This window comes from Serratia sp. TSA_130.1 (genome assembly GCF_052691795.1).
The window spans coordinates 224,771-241,813 of sequence record NZ_JBQZFS010000007.1; the positions used below are offsets into that span (position 1 = coordinate 224,771).

The following is a 17,043-nucleotide window of genomic DNA, read 5'->3' on the forward strand; positions in this document are numbered from 1 at the left end:
GTGAAACGATCAGCATGAAATGACGGTTAGCAGGCTTATTCTTGGCGTTATAAAGCGTGTTTATGGTCATTTTTCAGCAATATATCAAATTCATATTGTCTGTTGGCAGTGTAAAAAACCTGGGTTGAGTCGGGTAACTTTGTCATGCAAACGTCATAAAACTGACATAAGATGCCCGGTTATCTTACGGCGTAAGCCCGATTACATCAGCGACAGCGAGACACATGACACAGACGACGGCAAATCAACATCCCCGAGATCGCCTGCGCGGGCGCATCGACCGCGGCGTGCAGGCGGCAGTGACCGCCTGCGGGCTGATGGTGCTGATGACGTTGATGCTGATCTTCGTTTATCTGCTGTTTGCGGTGCTGCCGCTGTTCAAACCGGCCTCGCTTGGGCAAGTTCAGCCGCTGCCGATTGTGGCGTCTTCCCCGGCGCTGGCGCTGGGCATGGACGTGCAGCAGCGCGTCGGTTATCGCATCGATGCGCAGGGCACGGGGCAATTTTATCGTCTGTCGCCGGCGCCGAGCGGCCAGGCCCAGACACCGCTGGCGCAGCAAACGCTGCTGGCCAAACCGGCGCTGCTCGCGCAGGCCGCCGGAGAGCGCGATCTGTTTGCACTGGCGCAGGCCGACGGCCGGTTGGTGGTGGCGCGCGCGGATTTCGCCACGGCGGAAAACGGCCGGCCGCAGTGGCTGTTCCCGCTCGGGCAACCGCCGCTGGCGCTGGATCCGCAGCGCAAGCCGCTGAAGCTGTTGTCGCTGGCGGACGCGCATCGCGGGCAGTATCTGCTGGCCGGGGTGACCGACGATCGGCGGCTGGTGTTCGGCCGTTTCAGCCCTGACCGGCCGCCGCAGTTCAGCGAGCGGCCGCTGGAACACGACGCAGAGCAGTTGGTGCTGACGCCGGATGGCCGCCAGCTTTACCTGCTGGCGGGCAACCGGCTGGCGCGTTACCAGATCGACGGCGCGCAGCTGCAACTGCGTGAAACGCGCACCTTGGGCGAACACGCCCCGTACCAGATGACGGCGCTGCCCGGCGGCAGCGCGCTGCTGATCAAGGGCGCCGACGGCAACCTGCGCGAGTGGTTTGAGGTGGAAAAAGAGCAGCGCTGGCGACTGACGCCGGTGCAGCATTTCGACCACGGCGCCGACGGGCAGGAGCTGACGGTGGCTGAACCTTATCGCCGGGTGTTCGCCACCCTGCGGCCCGATGGCGGCTTCTCGTTATTCTCCACGATCCAATCCCAGCCGCTGCTGAATACCCGTTTGGGCGCCGAGGTGCGGCAAATGGCGTTCGCGCCGCGCGGCGATGGCCTGCTGCTGGAGAGCGCGCAGGGCTGGCAGCGCTATGCGCTCGACAACCCGTATCCGGACGTCACCTGGCGTTCGCTGTGGGGCAAGGTGTGGTATGAGAACTACCCGCAGCCGGCCTATGTCTGGCAGTCCACCTCCGGCGAAGACAGCTACCAACCTAAATTCAGCCTGATGCCGGTGATCTTCGGCACCTTCAAGGCGGCGGCTTACGCGATGCTGTTCGCCATCCCGCTGGCGTTGGCCGGCGCCATCTATACCGCTTACTTTATGACGCCGGGGCTGCGGCGAGTGATCAAACCGGCTATCGAAGTGATGGGCGCGCTGCCGACGGTGGTGATCGGGCTGGTGGCCGGCATCTGGCTGGCGCCGATCATCGAGCAGTATCTGTTGGCGGTGCTGGCGTTGCCGCTGCTGCTGGCGGCGGCGGTGCTGCTGTGCGGCGCGTTGACCCATCGCTTTATGCCGCGCTGCCGGCCGGGCGTCGATCTGCTGTTGCTGTTGCCGCTGCTGGCGTTGACGGTGTGGCTGGCGTTCAGCCTGGGGCCGTGGCTGGAGGTGGCGCTGTTCGGTGAGCCGCTGCATTTCTGGCTGGGGGATAATTATGACCAGCGCAATGCGCTGGTGGTGGGCGTGGCGATGGGGTTCGCGCTGGTGCCGATCATCTTCTCGCTGGCGGAGGATGCGCTGTTCAGCGTGCCGGCCACCCTGAGCCAGGGCTCTTTGGCGCTGGGCGCCACCCAATGGCAGACGGTGATCAAGGTGGTGCTGCCATCCGCCAGCGCCGGCATTTTCTCCGCGCTGATGATCGGCTTTGGCCGCGCGGTGGGAGAAACCATGATCGTGCTGATGGCCACCGGCAACACGCCGATTATCGACGGCAGCCTGTTCCAGGGGCTGCGAGCGCTGGCGGCCAATATCGCCATCGAAATGCCGGAGGCGGTTTCCGGCAGCAGCCATTACCGCGTGCTGTTCCTGACTGCGCTGGTGCTGTTTGTCTTCACCTTCGTGTTCAACACGCTGGCGGAGGCGGTGCGCCTGCGGCTGCGCAAGCGCTACACGCCGAATCAGGAGGCGCCATGAAAAACTGGGTGAAGAGCGGGTCACCGTGGGTGTGGCTGACCGCCGGTTCGGTCGCCGTCAGCCTGCTGGCGCTGATCGGCATTCTGTTGCTGCTGGCCGGGCAGGGGATGCGCTATTTCTGGCCGAGCCCGGTTTATCAGTTCGAACTGAATCAGAACGGCGCCGGGCCGGTGACGGTGATCGGCGAGTTGTACCAGCAACAAAGCATTTCCCGGCGCCAGCTGGCTGAGGCGGGCGTCACGCCGCCGGGCGAGGCGCAGAACGTCGAACGTTATCTGATTAAGGTCGGCAACCGCGAGCGCGAGGGGCAGGATTTCCGCACCTTGCTGGCCAGCGATATCCGCAGCCAAAGCTCGCCGCGCAGCCTGCTGGTGCTGGAGCGCGACAGCCACGGCACCGCTTACGGCTATCTGGCGGGGCTGCTGGAAGACGGGCAACCGCTGACCGGCCGCAATCTGGGGCAGGCGTTGCAGCAGCGCCTGCCGCAAATCGCCGCGCTCTCACGCCAGGCGCACGACATTCAATTCCGCGACATGGCGCGCATCAATCAGCAGTTTGACGCGCTGCGGCTGCGGGAAAAGCGCCTGCAGCGCGACGATAAGCTGGACGCCCGCGCACAGGACGCCATCAAGGCCGAACGGCTGGAGCTGCAGCGGCAGTATCAGCTGTTGTCCGAACGTCTGGCGGGGCTGAACCGCGATCGCCAGCGCGACGCGTTGCTGCTGCGCGACATGCACGGGCAGACGTTGACCATTCCGCTCAGCCAGGTGCGCGATGCCTGGTACCCGAACGCCATGAGCACCTCCGAGAAGCTGGCGCACTGGGGCGAGCAGGTGAAGAAGTTTCTCATCGACAGCCCGCGTGAGGCGAATACCGAGGGCGGGGTGTTCCCGGCCATTTTCGGCACGGTGTTGATGGTGATCCTGATGTCGATCGTGGTGATGCCGTTTGGCGTGATCGCGGCGGTGTATCTGCACGAATATGCCGGCAACAATCTGCTGACGCGGGTGATCCGCATCGCGGTGGTCAATCTGGCCGGCGTGCCCTCGATCGTCTATGGCGTATTCGGCCTCGGCTTCTTCGTCTATATGATAGGCGGCACGCTCGATCAGCTGTTCTATCCTGAATCCCTGCCCAACCCGACCTTCGGCACGCCCGGCGTGCTGTGGGCGGCGCTGACGCTGGCGCTGCTGACGCTGCCGGTGGTGATCGTCGCCACCGAGGAAGGGCTGTCGCGCATACCCACCTCGCTGCGGCAGGGCTCGATGGCGCTGGGGGCCAGCCGGGCCGAGACGCTGTGGCGCATCGTGCTGCCAATGGCGGCGCCGGCGATGATGACCGGTCTGATCCTGGCGGTGGCGCGCGCCGCCGGGGAGACCGCGCCGCTGATGCTGGTGGGGGTCGTGAAATCGGTGCCGGTGCTGCCGGTGGACGAGATTTTCCCGTATCTGCACCTTGAGCGGAAGTTCATGCATTTGAGCTTCCAGATCTACGATATGGCATTCCAGAGCCCGAGCGTGGAGGCGGCGCGGCCGTTGGTGTTCGCCACCGCCTTCTTGCTGGTGACGATCGTGGTGAGTTTGAATCTGGCGGCGATGGGCATCCGCCATTCGCTGAGGGAGCGGTACCGAGCATGGTCGCAGTAACAATGACGCTATTTTTGGGGAGTGCGTAATGGGTTTGATGACGCCAGGCAGTTTGCCCCGGCTGGATGTCCAGCATCTCGACGATGAACAGACCGCGCTGGCGGTCAACGGCCTGAACCTGTTTTATGGTGACAAACAGGTGCTGCACGATATCTCGCTGCGTATCCCGAAACACCGGGTGACGGCCCTGATCGGCCCTTCGGGCTGCGGCAAATCGACGCTGCTGCGCTGTTTCAACCGCATGAACGATCTGGTGGACAACTGCCGCATCGAGGGCGAACTGCAGCTGAACGGCGCGGCGATCTCCGGCGCGCAGATCGACGTGGCGGCGTTGCGGCGGCGGGTGGGCATGGTGTTCCAGCGGCCGAACCCGTTCCCGAAATCGATCTATGAAAACGTGGTGTACGGCCTGCGCCTGCAGGGCGTGCGCGACCGGCGCTTGCTGGATGAAGCGGTGGAGCGTTCGCTGCGCGCCGCCGCGCTGTGGCATGAGGTGAAGGACCGGCTGCGCGAAAACGCCTTCCGCTTGTCCAGCGGCCAACAGCAGCGCCTGGTGATCGCGCGTGCCATCGCCATCGAGCCGGAAGTACTGTTGCTCGACGAGCCGACTTCGGCGCTGGATCCGATCTCCACGCTGACCATCGAAGAGCTGATTTCGGCGTTGAAGCAGCGTTACAGTGTGGTGCTGGTGACGCACAACATGCAGCAAGCGGCGCGCGTCTCCGACTACACCGCCTTTATTCATCAGGGGCGGCTGGTGGAATACAACGACACCGACGCCATTTTCACGTCGCCGCGCCAGCGCCGCACCGAGGATTATATTACCGGGCGGTATGGGTGAGGGGAGAGCGACGGAGGTTTTCGCTCCGTCGCCGGCAATGGCCGTTGCAGTCGGCCTGCGTCTGCTGTTTTATTTTACCCGCGCATTAAGCCGGCATGAATTAAGGCATGGCATAAGTCTGATTGCCGGCGAGTTTGTTTTATTCATCTTTCATCATGTGGAATTCAATCCATTCTCTGCAATTTATTATCAACCACAATTATGTTGTCGGTGATGATCAATATAATTGTTCATGTCGATAATGGCTGTGGCGGGCTCGGCGGTGCTGAAATGGTAATCCTTAATGCGCGCGGCCTTTAGCCGTAACCCGCAATACCAACCCCACCAACAGCAACGCAGCCCCCGAGGCATAGAGCGGGAACCAGCGCGTCCACCAGAGCGGGGAAAACAGCGGGGTGCTGTTGGGATCTGCAGGCGCGTAGCCGCTATAGGTATTTAGACCGGCGGCGATGGCGAGCATCGCCAGGCCGATAAAAAGCAGCAGGTTTGAAACTTTAGCCATTTACGTTACTCCTTCGTAGAAATTCAGAGGAAAGGTTCTTGTTATTGCGGTGCGTTACTGTTTCATCCACTATTCCGGTTAAATACGTTCTTGGATTTTTTATCAGCTCATTTTCCGGTAAAAATGGCATCACCGAATACTAGCCGGTTATTCGCCAATAAAAAACCCGCCAGCGCGGGTTTTCTCTTTTTTCTCGCAGACCGTCACTTCACCAGCGGCTTATCGCCCGGCGTTTTGAACTTCGCCAGATATTGCGGCTGGAAGATGCACATGCGCAGCACGGTGCGGTATTCGCCGTTGACGAAGAACTCGTCGATCAGCTCGCCTTCCACGTTAAAGCCCAGCTTGCTGTAGATGTGGATCGCCTTCGGGTTCTCCTTGTCGACGATCAGGTACAGCTTGTACAGGTTCAGCACCGAGAAGCCGTAGTCCATCGCCAGGCGGGCGGCGGTGCTGGCGTAGCCTTTGCCCTGGTGGGCGGGATCGATGATGATCTGGAATTCTGCGCGGCGGTGGATGTGATCGATCTCCACCAGTTCCACCAGGCCGACCTTGGCGCCTTCGTGCTCGATGATAAAGCGGCGCTCGCTCTGATCGTGGATGTGTTTGTCGTAGAGATCGGAAAGTTCGACAAAGGCTTCGTAGGGTTCTTCAAACCAATAGCGCATAACGCTGGCGTTGTTGTCCATCTGGTGGACGAACGACAGATCGTCCCGTTCCAATGGGCGTAACCTGACGCTGGCAGTGCTGGACATGTGGGCTCCTCTGTGCCGTGAAATTGTGCAAAGTATAACTTCACAGAATGGATGAAGGCGAAAAAAAACGGCGCCGCGTGGGCGCCGTTTAGGCAAGGTTCAGACTTCAGACGGTGCAGGTATTAGCTGGCCTGGCGACACTTATGGCCTCTGGTGGCAATGGAGTCTGCAATAAAATTTGTTCGGCGATTTCCGCCGATACTTTTTTAATCGCAACAATCAATTGAATTGCCGAATTTAGGACAACGCTTTTTATTTCTTCCACGCTTTTGCCGCGAAGAAACGAATGCAGGAAGACATCGCCAAACGCGCTATTGTTCAAGTCGCTGCGGGTTTTACAGGCCATCAGACGCTCAAATCCGTTATCGCTGTCATAGGGGCCTTCACAGAAAAATGCCGTTTCTACCGCGATTCGTTTGATCGCCATGAGTACAAATCCGTCCATCGAGGGGCTCTCCATTCGTTTTATTTAAGGAGCGGGCCGTGCGGATCAGGCCAGCGTCATTACCTTTCTCTTTCTGTTCTGCCAGCGCACCTGGCCCTCTCCCCAGGGTTTGAGCTTGTTGAAGCGCTTGATTGCCTGAGGTGCGAAACCGGGCCTGCAACAAAAATCGAGCAGCCATATCCTGTCTCCCTCATTCCATTCGGAAGGGTGAAGTGGGAACCCCGGATCGCGTTGCAATTGCGTTTCGGTGTCCTCCGTCAGACAGGCCCAGAGAACATAGGCCAGCGGTTGGTCATTGGTGTCGAAAAGAAACTTGATCTGCCCGTGCTGTATGGCAAATATCAAGCGCTCTTGAACGCTTTTTATCGGATGAAGGCTGTAATTTCGGTGATGTAACATGCAGCTCACGGCAAAACCAAGCTGCTCATAGTCTGACCATTGATCTTGGCCGCCGGCGGTTTCTCGAATATAGAGCGTCATGCTGGTTCATTTCTCCTGGAGGGGATGACAAGCGGCTGCCCGCCAAAGGTTTCTTTGGCGAAGGCCACCGCCTTTATCCGCATGTCGGTTAACAGTTGCCGCAAGCGTTGGTCGTCATCACCATTGGCCTCCACCAGAGCCGTGATTTCGTTGAGCATCTGTATTTTCCCGCACTGGGGGCGGGGCCGCAGCCTGAGGCGAGCCTGTTGCGCCATGCCTTTCTGAATAACGGTGGCATCGATTCCCTGGGCGCGGCAGGTTTCGACCAACCAATGATTGACCTGCGAGAAAGCGCGCAGGGTGCCCATAAAACGCGCATCCCGTGAGAAATCGTCATGCGTGGGGACGGGGTGCCCTTGGCTGCAGCGAATCAAGGTCACGACCAAACGTTCCAGCGGCGATTCGTCTCCCGCCATTTCCGCTGAGACATAGAGCTTTCGGCAACGGTGGATAAGCAGCTGCAGGAAACTGTTTGCCAGCCTCTCTAAGGGTTTTGGCGTCTGCGCCGGTGAGAGCAGGTCGATGGGAATGCCCAGTAGCGTCAAATAGCCGCGGCAACAGGCCTGCTGAAAAAAATGCCAGAAATAGGTTTTTACCTGTTGCTGGGCGATGGCAATGAAAGGCCGATCAAACAGGTACTTCCCAAGGTAGAAGCACAGCTCGGATAGGCTGTTCTGAATGATTGCCGGTTCTCTCATCAATTGTGCAAACTTGAGCTGGTATTCGAAATCGTAACGATGATCGCTGGGGAATAAACAGGTTAGCCCGTTAAAATCCAATACCCTACCGTCCATGGTGATGTTGGAGGATGAGGTGGTCAACATCAGGAAGCGGGTGCGGCAAAACGCCATTTGCCGAGCCAGACGTTTGGTGAGCTCATACATCCCCTCAAGGCAGCGGCGCCGCGGATCGCGAGCGGCCTGTTCGCTGAAGCCCGCGGTGGGGACCGGCAAATAGTCCGGCAGGCGGCGAAGCACGGATTTAACCCGTTGAACGTCATGCATGAGCTGCCCTGCATATTCCGCTTTGGGCCGGAAGTAGGGCGTTCGTTCAAAATGTGCCGGGCGGACCAGGGGCTCGCGAACCAGAAGGGCGCGGCGAGAGCGGCCCTTTGTGCGGGTGAAATCCCCATGGGTATAGCTGTCGGTGAGCAAAATCGCGTGGGTGCGCGCGGCGCCATAAGGCAACGTCTGCGCCAGCATTTCGCTCCATAGGGCTTCATAGATCGCCTGTTCGGCGCGCAGTTCGCCATTGGAGTGATACCAATCCGAACCTTGCCCGACCAGCGGATTAGCACCGATTCCTTTCACCTGGTAACGGCCATCAAAACCGCAGCGGGCGCCGCCGCCGTTACGTTGAATACCGCCTCCGCCGTAACGTTCCGCGTGGAAAACTTTGACGGCGCCTGGCGTATCGGGAGTGACCAGATAGCTGCACGCGGCGTGCAGCGCTTCGCCGTCTGCCTTTTCTTCGGCGGACCAAATGAGAGAGGACGTAACCCGGTGTGCCGTGAAAGGCACTAAATTTTCCGCCAGGTCCTTAAGTAAAAAAGAATCGCTCATTGGGTGATGTACTCTATGGTGTAGTTCAGTTCTGATACGGACGTGCGCTGCGCGAAACGAGCAAAAGCGGCGTCCAGATGCCCGGCGATATCGCGCAATGCTTCCGCCCTGGCCATCGCGGGGTGATCGCAGTCGATGTCGATATTTTGTATTCGTCCATGTACATAGGGGCGCCAGGCCTCCAAATCCAACCAGTCTTCTGCGCGCGGCGCTGCTGCCGTGAAGAACAGCAAATTACCGTAGAAGTGGCCGTGTTCCGACTGGCCGACCAGGCGGCGGCTATTAATCACCACGTCAATCAAGCGGTCGAGCGTGCCGTCATCCAGACTGGCCAGGGCGCTGCCGTGTTTTCGCAACAGGGCGATTGTTTCCGCGCGTTGCAGGATCTCGCCTTTCGGCACGACCAGCGAAGGCAATTCTTGATCGAAGGGCAAGGCGATGCCCGCAATGAACAACAGGGCGGCCAGCGCCAGGCTCTCCTCCTCTTCGCCATTGAGCGTTTCAAAAGCGAAGCGTCGCCACAGATCGCTGGGATAGGCATCCATCATCGCCAGCAATTCGACCTGCTGATCTTGTTGCTCTAGGTGGATGGCGACATTGTGGGCGATCATGCCGCCAACCGACCACCCGATGATCCAGTAAGGCCCCTCGGGCTGATGGGCGCGTATGCGCCTGGCATATTCTGCGGCCATTTCATCCATCGTTCGGGTGATATTGCTGCCCGGCGTCAGGCCTTGAGCTTGCAAGCCGACGATTTCACACGGCGTTTTGAGAAAACGCGCCAGGCCGCTGTAACACCAGGCGATGCCACCGGCCGGATGGATGCAAAACAGCGTCGGCAGCGCGTTTTGCGAAGCGCCGGCGCCAGGGCGCAGCAGCAGTGTGGCATCGAGCATATCCGGCGCTGAGTGCTGGCCTTGTTCGGCCAGCGCCCGGGCTGAAGGATGAGCAAAGATACTGGCGATGGTGATTTGCCAACCCAGGCCGGCGTTAATGCGGGCGGCGACATCAACGGCGCTCAGCGAGTTGCCTCCCAGTTCGAAGAAGTTGGCTTCAGGCGCCACGGCAGGCAGGCGCAGCGCATCGGCAAAATATTCGCACAGCCGTTGCTCCGTCAGGGAGGAGGGAATGCCACCGCCCTGTGATTGCGGGCTTTGCGGAGCGGGCAGCGCTTTTCTATCCAGTTTGCCATTGCGGCTGAGCGGCAGTTCGGAGAGAAACACCAGGCACTGCGGCAGCATGTAGGCAGGGAGATATTCCCGGCAGAGCGCTAGTAAGGCTTTTTCATCGGCCTCGGCGCCGCTGGCCACGACATAGGCGACAATGCGCCCGTCATGCATGTTGGCACAGGACTGGAGCACCTGCGGATGTCGATTGAGAACCGCGTCAATTTCCTCCAGCTCAATACGCTGCCCGTGTATTTTTATCTGGTGATCCAGCCGCCCCAAATAGTCTATTTCGCCATTCGGGCGCCAGCGCGCCAGGTCTCCCGTGCGGTAAAGGCGCTTGCCGTCCGCCGTGGCGAAAAACCGTTCTGCCGTCAGCTCGGGTTGGCCCGCATAGCCGTCAGCGAGACAAATGCCCTCAATGTGCAATTCCCCTTCGATGCCAATGGGGGTGGTGTTGCCGAAGGGATCCAGCACGTGGATGCGCGTATTCCAAATGGGGCGGCCGATAGGCACGCTGCGCTTCTCGTCGCTGCAGCTCAGCGCGTGGTAAGTGACATCAATGGCGGCCTCCGTCGGACCGTAAAGATTATGCAAAGGCGCCGTCAGCAATGTCCGCTGCCGTTGGGCCAGCTCCGGCGACAAGGCTTCCCCGCTGGCGAATACCCTGAGCAGCGGCAGCGGTTCGGGCCTGCGTTCGACGGCGTCGAGAAACAGCGCCAGCATCGATGGAACAAAGTGCAGCGTTGTGATGCGATGCTGCACGATGCAATTCAGCAGGTACGCCGGATCGGTATGGCCGCCGGGCCGCGCCATCACCAAGGTTGCGCCCCCGATCAGCGGCCAGAAAAACTCCCAAATCGACACATCAAAGGTGGCCGGCGTTTTCTGCAGCACGCGATCCTGCGTTCCGAGAGGATATTCGGCCTGCATCCATTGCAGGCGATTGGCCAAGGCAAGATGGCTCACGATCACCCCTTTTGGGGCGCCGCTGGAACCGGAGGTGAACAGAATATAAGCCGGATCTGCGCCGCTTTGCCGCGTGACGAGCGGCAATGCCGCGTCGCCCTGATGGGCGGCTAGTGAGTACAGCGCGGCGAGATCGAGCCGGGGAACGCTGTCCGGCAACCTGTCGTCATCGGCGCGATCGGCTATCAGCAATGCCGCATTGGCCTGCTCGAGCATCTTTTGCTGTCGCCGCGTCGGCAGTTCGGGCGACAGCGGCAATAGCGTGGCGCCGGCACGCATAATGGCCAGCAGAACCACTTCTAAGGCTACGCTGCGTTCAAGTGTGACGGCGATCACCTGGCCGCGAGCGCCTTGCAGATGGCGTTCAAGGGCATGCGCGCACCGCCGTGAGCGCAGTTCCAGCGCCGAATAGCTCAGCCGTTCGTTTTCGTCGAGCACGGCTAGCTGATGCGGAGTGGCTTGAGCCTGTTTGAGGAACAGGCCGAGGATCGTGTTGGCGGGTAACGGCTGGGCGGTGTCGTTCCATTGCGCGATTAACGCCAGTTCCGCCGGTGCTGGCAGCGTCAGTTGTTGCAGCGGAAGGGTCGGCGCCGCAACCAACTGCATGATCCAATGCAACAGCCGCCGCACATGCAATTGCAGCTCTGCGTGATGATGGCGCGCGGCATTGGCGATAAGACGCAGGCGGCGCGGTTGCAGGTCCGTACCCAGTTCCAGGTGGAGGTTAAGATCGCGTACGGGGCCGGTGGCGATATGTTTGACCGTGGCGCTTAGCTCCGCAAAATCGAGCGTCGCAGGCGGAGGCAAGATGTTCAGTTCGATGCCGTAAAGGGGCAGAGTATCGCCTACCCTGCCGATGGCTCGGCCGATCCATTCTCCGCGGTAGCGCTGGTGCGCGAGCAGCTCGCGCCGGCTGCGGGCGACGGTGGCGCAAACGTCGCGAAAGTGCGCGTGTTGCGGCAAATCCAGCAGAAGCGGCAGGATATTGCTGCGTGTGACCGCCGCCTGGGCACCATAAGTATCAAGCCGCCCCATGCAGGGCAGGCCGAACAACAGTTGCCGCTCGCCCGACTGACAGCGGGAGAAATAGCTGGCGAACGCGCTGAGCAAGATGTCGGATAACGCGATCCCGCTGCTTTGGTAGAAGCTGCCCAGGGCTAGCGCCAGCTCGGTATCGATAACGGTCTCGACTTCCAACGTGTGCTCGGCCATGGCTTGCGCTGGCGCACCCAGAAAGGTCGGCGCAGGCAACTGCGCGCAGCGCTGCATCCAGTAGCGGTGATCGTCCGCATATTGCGCGCTCTGCCTGTAGAGGACGTCGTCCTGGCAGAGCGTGGTCAGTTTGACAAAGCGGCTGGGGAGAGGCGGCGTTCCTTGCAACAGCGCTCGGTAATGCTCCCCCGCACGGCGGTGGAGCAGGGAATAGGCGTAGGCGTCGAAAGCGATATGGTGTATTCGGGAAAACCATATCGCTTCGCGTTCATTCAAAACATACAGCTGATGTTCATGAAGATGTAAATTCTCCGGTCCCTGTTCCCGTTGCGTTATCTGTTCCATCGCGCGCCAGGCGAGCGCCTCCGGGTCTGCGTGATGGCTGAGATCGCAGACGGTCACGCGGCCAGCAGGCTGGCGGATGCCGAAAGACGGAGTGCCATCGATATCGAGGAAACGGTGGTTGAGCACCTCAATATCCTGCAGAGCCAGTTCGATGGCGTTGAGCAATAATGTCCGATTAATTTCACCGTGCAGGCGCAGGGCTTGCGCCGTCGCATAGAGTTTGGAAGAGTGGCTCGCTTGCGATGCGTACCATACGCCCTGCTGGGTGTCCGCCAGGGGGGTATTATTAAGGGATGAATCATTCATTTTTTCTCTGGCTCCTGTTCTGGAGTGGTACTCAAGTGCCTTGTCACCAGGCTTTCCATTTTCTTTTGGCCTGCAAAATCAAATCAATATCTCTGTGTAATTGATATTCAGTGCTTTGGGTTTTTCACCTAGCGCGATTTCATTCAATGAATGCCCTGCGCTCTTCGTTGGCGACAATGACCGGCGGGGGAAATTGCCTTGCCCTTATCGCCAAGGTCATCGCAAAATCTTCTGCCGCGTTTCGCCGGGCATACCGCAATAAATTAAGTAGCTATCATTTTTTAATCGCTATTGGGCCGCACCCCGGCGGCGACGCGCGGCTTGCTTTTCGCCGGCTCTCTGTTGCGCCCGGCATTATTTTCCCTTTGTCGCTGCGCGAATGGCCGGCAGCACAAACAGTGAGGCGATAAAGCTGATGAATACGCCATAAGCGATACTGATCATCTGCATTTTTCCGCTGACCATCATGGGGAACACCAGCTCATGCGCGTGGCCAAACGTGGTGAACGTGATGCCGTTGAACAGCAACATGCTCAACAAGGCGCCAATGGAAGAGCCTGCCAGGCCCAGCAAGAGGGTTTGGCAGAGATAAGACACATCAATAACCCTGCCGAATCCCAGCAGCAGCGTTATTGCCAGCTGGTCTTGTTGGTTGGCGATGAGCGATTCACACAGCGCGATGATGCCCGCAGTCACCGACACCCCCGCCAGCAATGAAAATAACAGGCCGAACCACAGCAGCACCTGGCCCAACCCTTCGCTGCTGCCGGCATAGTAGGTTCGGCTGTCGCTAATGGCGACTCGGTCATTGAGCGTTCCCTGGATGGCTTGTTGCAGTTGCTCGACAGAGGTGACATTGCTGGTCAATGCCACCAGGTTGTAATCCAGTCCCGCGCCCCAGCTGGTGCGGATATGTTCCAGATCGGCCATGAACTCGGACTGCCGCGGCGAACCGCCGGTGGTAAATTCACCGACGATTTTCCAATCGCGGTCGTGCAGGCGTATGGTCTCGCCCACGTGGAACGCCGGATAATGCCGCGCCAATGACGCGCCGACGACGAGCTCATTTTGCCCCGGCTGAAATGCTCTGCCGCGGGTGAGGGTGACCAGCGGTTGCCCGTTGTTCGCGTTCATCAGCGTGAATGCCGCCGGCGTTACGCCGCGCACCAGATACTCTTTCTCCACGTTGTCTGGGCGGAGCCGCACCAGGACAACCCACTCCGGCGAAGCCGCAACAAGGCCGGGCAAGCGCGAAAGTTGCGCCGCCTGCGTTCGCGTTATCGTGCTGGTCAGTTCGGAAGAGGAGTCTTTGCTTTGCGCAAAATACAGGCCGGGTTCCGCACTCGACTCCAGCGCGCCGATCAGCCCTGCGCGCAGTGAAAATAACGATGTCACAATGACCGCGAGAAAAATGAAGCTGGATAGAATCGCGGTGAAATAAAGCGGCCGCCGCCACAGGTTGCGTAATCCAATGCCCAGCAATATCCCGAGCTGGTGGATTTTCGAGGATGAACGCGGGTTCATTTTCTCTCCTCCTGCAGGCGAGCGATTTGCAAGAGGGAGGGCAATGCGCAGACCAGGGATAAAATAAAGACCAGCAGGAGGCCGATGGCATAATCCTGGAAATGCGGCTCAACGGCGTTTAATACGGCGGGGAACAGCGTCGGCAACAGCAGAATAAAAATAACCGACAACACTATGCCCACGATGGCACCCGCCAAGGTGATGGCGCCGAGTTGCACGGCAACCGCTTTAATCAACTGTGATTTGCGAAAACCCAGATAATTAAGGGTGCGGTAGTCGCTCAAGGCTTTATGCGTCATGACATAGAAGTTGGTGCTGAGCAGCAGCGCCAATAACAGGCACAGCGCCAGATTGACCCAAAAAATCACGCGATGGAAATCGAACAATTTACTCATAAACAATTTTATATGCATGCGTACGGGGGCTGTCTGCGTGGTGCCGCGCAACCGCTCCGCGCCAAACAGGGCATCAATCTGCCGGGATAGGTTCTCGGCAGACATGCCGGGTTTAGGGGTCGCCATAAAAAAACTCACCAGCCGCTTGCCATTTTGTCTCACGCTGTCGAGGTAGTCATAATGCATCCAGACCGCGGGAGGGGTGTCGGTTTGGGTTTCTTCAACGATGCCAGTAATGTAAAGATCGAGAATGGGGTTAGGCGCGAGCTTCCAAATCGCGGATGAAAGCGGCAGCCGATCGCCCGCTTTTAAGCGATATTGCGCCGCAAAACGGCTGTCGACCAGCACGCCTTGCCGGTCATTCTGCCAACGCTCCAGTAAGCCCGGCGCTATTTTTAAAGAGGGGATCATGGCGAAGTAGTGTTGGTCTTCTACCGCGATAGCGGGCACGAACCATCCGGGGTGGCGATAGTAAGCACCGACCCAAACTCCCCAGCTCAGCCGATCCAACGCCGGCAGTTGACTCATTTTCTGATGATAAAACTGCGGCAGCAGCATCTGGGAACTGAGGGCATTCAGCACCAGTAGCCGGTTGTCTGCGCCGGGCGGATCGCTTGCCTTTAAGCTGAAGGCGCGATCAAAGGTCAGCATGAGCAGCAGCAACATGACGCCGCTGGCGATAAACAGCAAGATCATGATAAATCTTCTCGACTGCTCAGTGGCGGAGCGCCACAACCAGAGGTAAAACACGGCTCTCATGGCATATCCCTACGGATCAGCTTGCCGTCCCTGAGTTGGAATTGGCGCTGTGCCCGCGCGGCGACCTGAATATCATGCGTCACGACGATGATAGCCTTGCCCTGCTCCCGGCTCAGTAGCGTCATAATATCCATAATTTCCTCCCCCGCCTCCTGGCTGAGATCGCCGGTAGGCTCATCGCACAGCAGCAGATCCGGATTAGTGGCTATCGCACGCGCAATGGCCACGCGTTGGCGCTCTCCTCCGGAGAGTTCATCCGGCAAGTGGCGGCGCCGGTGTTCCATCTGAACCAGCTCCAGCGCGGCGTCGACGCGTTGCCGGCGCTGTTTGGCGTCCATATGCCAAAGGTGCAGGGGGAGGGCGACATTCTCTTCGGCGCTGAGCACGGGCAACAGGTTATAAAACTGAAAGACGAAGCCAATATGGCGGGCTCGCAGCGAGGTGCGTTCTTCAGGTCGCAGCCGATGCAGCGAATGCCCTTGCAAAAATACCTCGCCCCGATCGCAGACATTAACGCCGGAGATCAGATTGAGCAGCGTCGATTTCCCTGAGCCGGATGGCCCCATGATGCTGACCATCTCGCCGCCGTGCAGGCTAAAATCAAGATCGTGCAATACCGTGATGTGCTCGCGCCCTTTTTTATAGTCTTTGCCGGCCTGTTGCAGTTGTACGACCGGATCGCTCGGCGCGGTTGCCGTTTTATTCATAAAAATCTACCTGAATTGACATATTATGTTTCAGCCAGGGCTGTTGCTGAGCGAGCTTGATAATGACTAAAACCGCCGCGCGTTGCTCATCCACCACCGAAGAGATAAGGCTGACGGTGCCTGAGATCTGTCGATCGGGGAGGCCATCCGGCTTGATTGTCACTCGTTGTTGGGGCGCGACTTTCGCCAGCTGGCTTTCGGGCAGCCAAACTTCGGCATCAAAATCATCCAAACCGACAATGGTGGCGATCCCCGTGCGGGTGAAACCGCCGCCGGCGGAAATGGGCGAGACCGTTTCCCCCGGGGAGGCGTCTAACGACACCACCTGGCCGTCGAAGGGCGCGCGGATAATCGTACGCAACAGGTCGATTTCACTGGCTTTTATCTGCCAGCCCACTTGTTGTAATTCTGCCTGATATTGGCGGCGCTGCGCCTCGAACGAATCCAACTCCGCTTTGGCGCTATCGACATCATCCTGGCTCACATAGTTGAGCGGCAACAAACGGTTCAATCGCTGCAGCTGATTGCGCGCGCGCGGCAGGCGGGACTCTGTCTGCGCGAGTTTGCCCGCCGCGATTTGCTGGCTGGCCTGGAGCGACGCAAGCTGCGCTCTTAGCGAACGCCCGTCGAGTGATGCCAATCGCTCGCCTTTTTTTACCTTGTCCCCGCGTTGCACATAAATCTCTTGCACCGTTCCCGTAATCTCTGCCGAAACGGTGGAGAGGCGCGAGGCCTTGATGAATCCTGCGGCCGTGACTGCAGATGCGGCCGCCGCAGGGGGCGCTGGCTCGACAGGTGCTGCGGTGTTGGCCTGAGGCTCGGCGGCGCTGGCGCGCTCGGCCGCTGCTGGCTGGGTAAACCATGCCCTGCCGGCAACGAGACCTAAGGCTAACGCCAGCGCAATCGCTCCGACGAGCGCCGCTTTGCGCCATGGCCGCCCGCGCGGCGGAGTATGAGGCGAGTTCAGCAGGTGCAACGCCTGCTGGCGGGCGGAGTTGCGCGGTGCCTCTGAAGATGGGGAACGCATAGGTGC

The 17,043-nt window shown here is 59.4% G+C and carries 13 protein-coding genes; 3 read left to right on the forward strand and 10 right to left on the reverse strand.

Annotated elements, in window-relative coordinates; translation table 11 throughout:
• Nucleotides 1-224 precede the first annotated feature (224 nt).
• The 3 genes from ACUTQY_RS21320 to pstB are packed head-to-tail and all read left to right on the forward strand — an operon-like array spanning nucleotide 225 to nucleotide 4,883.
• Nucleotides 225-2,396, forward strand: a complete 2,172-nt coding sequence (locus ACUTQY_RS21320; protein WP_046687626.1) for an ABC transporter permease subunit — start codon at nucleotides 225-227, stop codon at nucleotides 2,394-2,396.
• A complete protein-coding gene (gene pstA, locus ACUTQY_RS21325) occupies nucleotides 2,393-4,042 on the forward strand; it encodes a phosphate ABC transporter permease PstA (protein WP_046687625.1) in 1,650 nt (549 codons plus the stop codon). The genes ACUTQY_RS21320 and pstA overlap by 4 nt, the downstream gene beginning before the upstream one ends.
• 28 nt (nucleotides 4,043-4,070) lie before the next feature.
• Nucleotides 4,071-4,883: a phosphate ABC transporter ATP-binding protein PstB gene (pstB, locus tag ACUTQY_RS21330; protein WP_004941613.1), complete on the forward strand. Its 813-nt coding sequence runs from the start codon at nucleotides 4,071-4,073 to the stop codon at nucleotides 4,881-4,883.
• 280 nt (nucleotides 4,884-5,163) lie between these two features.
• On the opposite strand, the gene ACUTQY_RS21335 is transcribed toward pstB, so the two are convergent.
• The 10 genes from ACUTQY_RS21335 to ACUTQY_RS21380 all read right to left on the reverse strand — a co-directional run bounded on the left by ACUTQY_RS21335 (nucleotide 5,164) and on the right by ACUTQY_RS21380 (nucleotide 17,037).
• Entirely contained in the window at nucleotides 5,164-5,385 is a 222-nt protein-coding gene (locus ACUTQY_RS21335; protein ID WP_033644041.1) for a hypothetical protein, read from the reverse strand.
• A gap of 203 nt (nucleotides 5,386-5,588) precedes the next feature.
• Nucleotides 5,589-6,140 carry a spermidine N1-acetyltransferase gene (gene speG / locus ACUTQY_RS21340; protein WP_033644040.1) on the reverse strand — a complete coding sequence of 184 codons (552 nt, stop codon included), beginning with the start codon at nucleotides 6,138-6,140 and terminating at the stop codon, nucleotides 5,589-5,591.
• Between the two features lie 106 nt (nucleotides 6,141-6,246).
• Nucleotides 6,247-6,585: a hypothetical protein gene (locus ACUTQY_RS21345; protein WP_033644039.1), complete on the reverse strand. Its 339-nt coding sequence runs from the start codon at nucleotides 6,583-6,585 to the stop codon at nucleotides 6,247-6,249.
• Nucleotides 6,586-6,630: 45 nt separating this feature from the next.
• Complete coding sequence (locus ACUTQY_RS21350) at nucleotides 6,631-7,065, reverse strand: toxin-activating lysine-acyltransferase (protein ID WP_033644038.1); 435 nt, start codon at nucleotides 7,063-7,065, stop codon at nucleotides 6,631-6,633.
• Nucleotides 7,062-8,627 (reverse strand): hypothetical protein, encoded by a 1,566-nt coding sequence (locus ACUTQY_RS21355; protein ID WP_046687624.1) that lies wholly within the window; start codon nucleotides 8,625-8,627, stop codon nucleotides 7,062-7,064. Before ACUTQY_RS21355 ends, ACUTQY_RS21350 begins: the two co-directional genes overlap by 4 nt.
• Nucleotides 8,624-12,625, reverse strand: coding sequence for a non-ribosomal peptide synthetase (locus ACUTQY_RS21360; protein ID WP_046687623.1), 4,002 nt, complete (start codon nucleotides 12,623-12,625; stop codon nucleotides 8,624-8,626). The genes ACUTQY_RS21355 and ACUTQY_RS21360 overlap by 4 nt, the downstream gene beginning before the upstream one ends.
• Nucleotides 12,626-12,979: 354 nt before the next feature.
• Nucleotides 12,980-14,149 (reverse strand): ABC transporter permease, encoded by a 1,170-nt coding sequence (locus ACUTQY_RS21365; protein ID WP_033644036.1) that lies wholly within the window; start codon nucleotides 14,147-14,149, stop codon nucleotides 12,980-12,982.
• Nucleotides 14,146-15,240: an ABC transporter permease gene (locus ACUTQY_RS21370; RefSeq protein WP_033644034.1), complete on the reverse strand. Its 1,095-nt coding sequence runs from the start codon at nucleotides 15,238-15,240 to the stop codon at nucleotides 14,146-14,148. The genes ACUTQY_RS21365 and ACUTQY_RS21370 overlap by 4 nt, the downstream gene beginning before the upstream one ends.
• A 59-nt stretch (nucleotides 15,241-15,299) precedes the next feature.
• Entirely contained in the window at nucleotides 15,300-16,010 is a 711-nt protein-coding gene (locus tag ACUTQY_RS21375) for an ABC transporter ATP-binding protein (protein WP_033644033.1), read from the reverse strand.
• On the reverse strand, nucleotides 16,003-17,037 hold the full coding sequence (locus ACUTQY_RS21380) for an efflux RND transporter periplasmic adaptor subunit (RefSeq protein WP_084710305.1): 1,035 nt from the start codon (nucleotides 17,035-17,037) through the stop codon (nucleotides 16,003-16,005). The genes ACUTQY_RS21375 and ACUTQY_RS21380 overlap by 8 nt, the downstream gene beginning before the upstream one ends.
• Nucleotides 17,038-17,043: the final 6 nt, after the last annotated feature.

Excerpts from the sequence above, each read along its gene's own strand:
- ACUTQY_RS21320 (WP_046687626.1), top strand. The coding sequence starts at position 225 with ATGACACAGACGACGGCAAATCAACATCCCCGAGATCGCCTGCGCGGG.
- pstA (WP_046687625.1), top strand. The coding sequence starts at position 2,393 with ATGAAAAACTGGGTGAAGAGCGGGTCACCGTGGGTGTGGCTGACCGCC.
- pstB (WP_004941613.1), top strand. The coding sequence starts at position 4,071 with ATGGGTTTGATGACGCCAGGCAGTTTGCCCCGGCTGGATGTCCAGCAT.
- ACUTQY_RS21335 (WP_033644041.1), bottom strand. The coding sequence starts at position 5,385 with ATGGCTAAAGTTTCAAACCTGCTGCTTTTTATCGGCCTGGCGATGCTC.
- speG (WP_033644040.1), bottom strand. The coding sequence starts at position 6,140 with ATGTCCAGCACTGCCAGCGTCAGGTTACGCCCATTGGAACGGGACGAT.
- ACUTQY_RS21345 (WP_033644039.1), bottom strand. The coding sequence starts at position 6,585 with ATGGACGGATTTGTACTCATGGCGATCAAACGAATCGCGGTAGAAACG.
- ACUTQY_RS21350 (WP_033644038.1), bottom strand. The coding sequence starts at position 7,065 with ATGACGCTCTATATTCGAGAAACCGCCGGCGGCCAAGATCAATGGTCA.
- ACUTQY_RS21355 (WP_046687624.1), bottom strand. The coding sequence starts at position 8,627 with ATGAGCGATTCTTTTTTACTTAAGGACCTGGCGGAAAATTTAGTGCCT.
- ACUTQY_RS21360 (WP_046687623.1), bottom strand. The coding sequence starts at position 12,625 with ATGAATGATTCATCCCTTAATAATACCCCCCTGGCGGACACCCAGCAG.
- ACUTQY_RS21365 (WP_033644036.1), bottom strand. The coding sequence starts at position 14,149 with ATGAACCCGCGTTCATCCTCGAAAATCCACCAGCTCGGGATATTGCTG.
- ACUTQY_RS21370 (WP_033644034.1), bottom strand. The coding sequence starts at position 15,240 with ATGATCTTGCTGTTTATCGCCAGCGGCGTCATGTTGCTGCTGCTCATG.
- ACUTQY_RS21375 (WP_033644033.1), bottom strand. The coding sequence starts at position 16,010 with ATGAATAAAACGGCAACCGCGCCGAGCGATCCGGTCGTACAACTGCAA.
- ACUTQY_RS21380 (WP_084710305.1), bottom strand. The coding sequence starts at position 17,037 with ATGCGTTCCCCATCTTCAGAGGCACCGCGCAACTCCGCCCGCCAGCAG.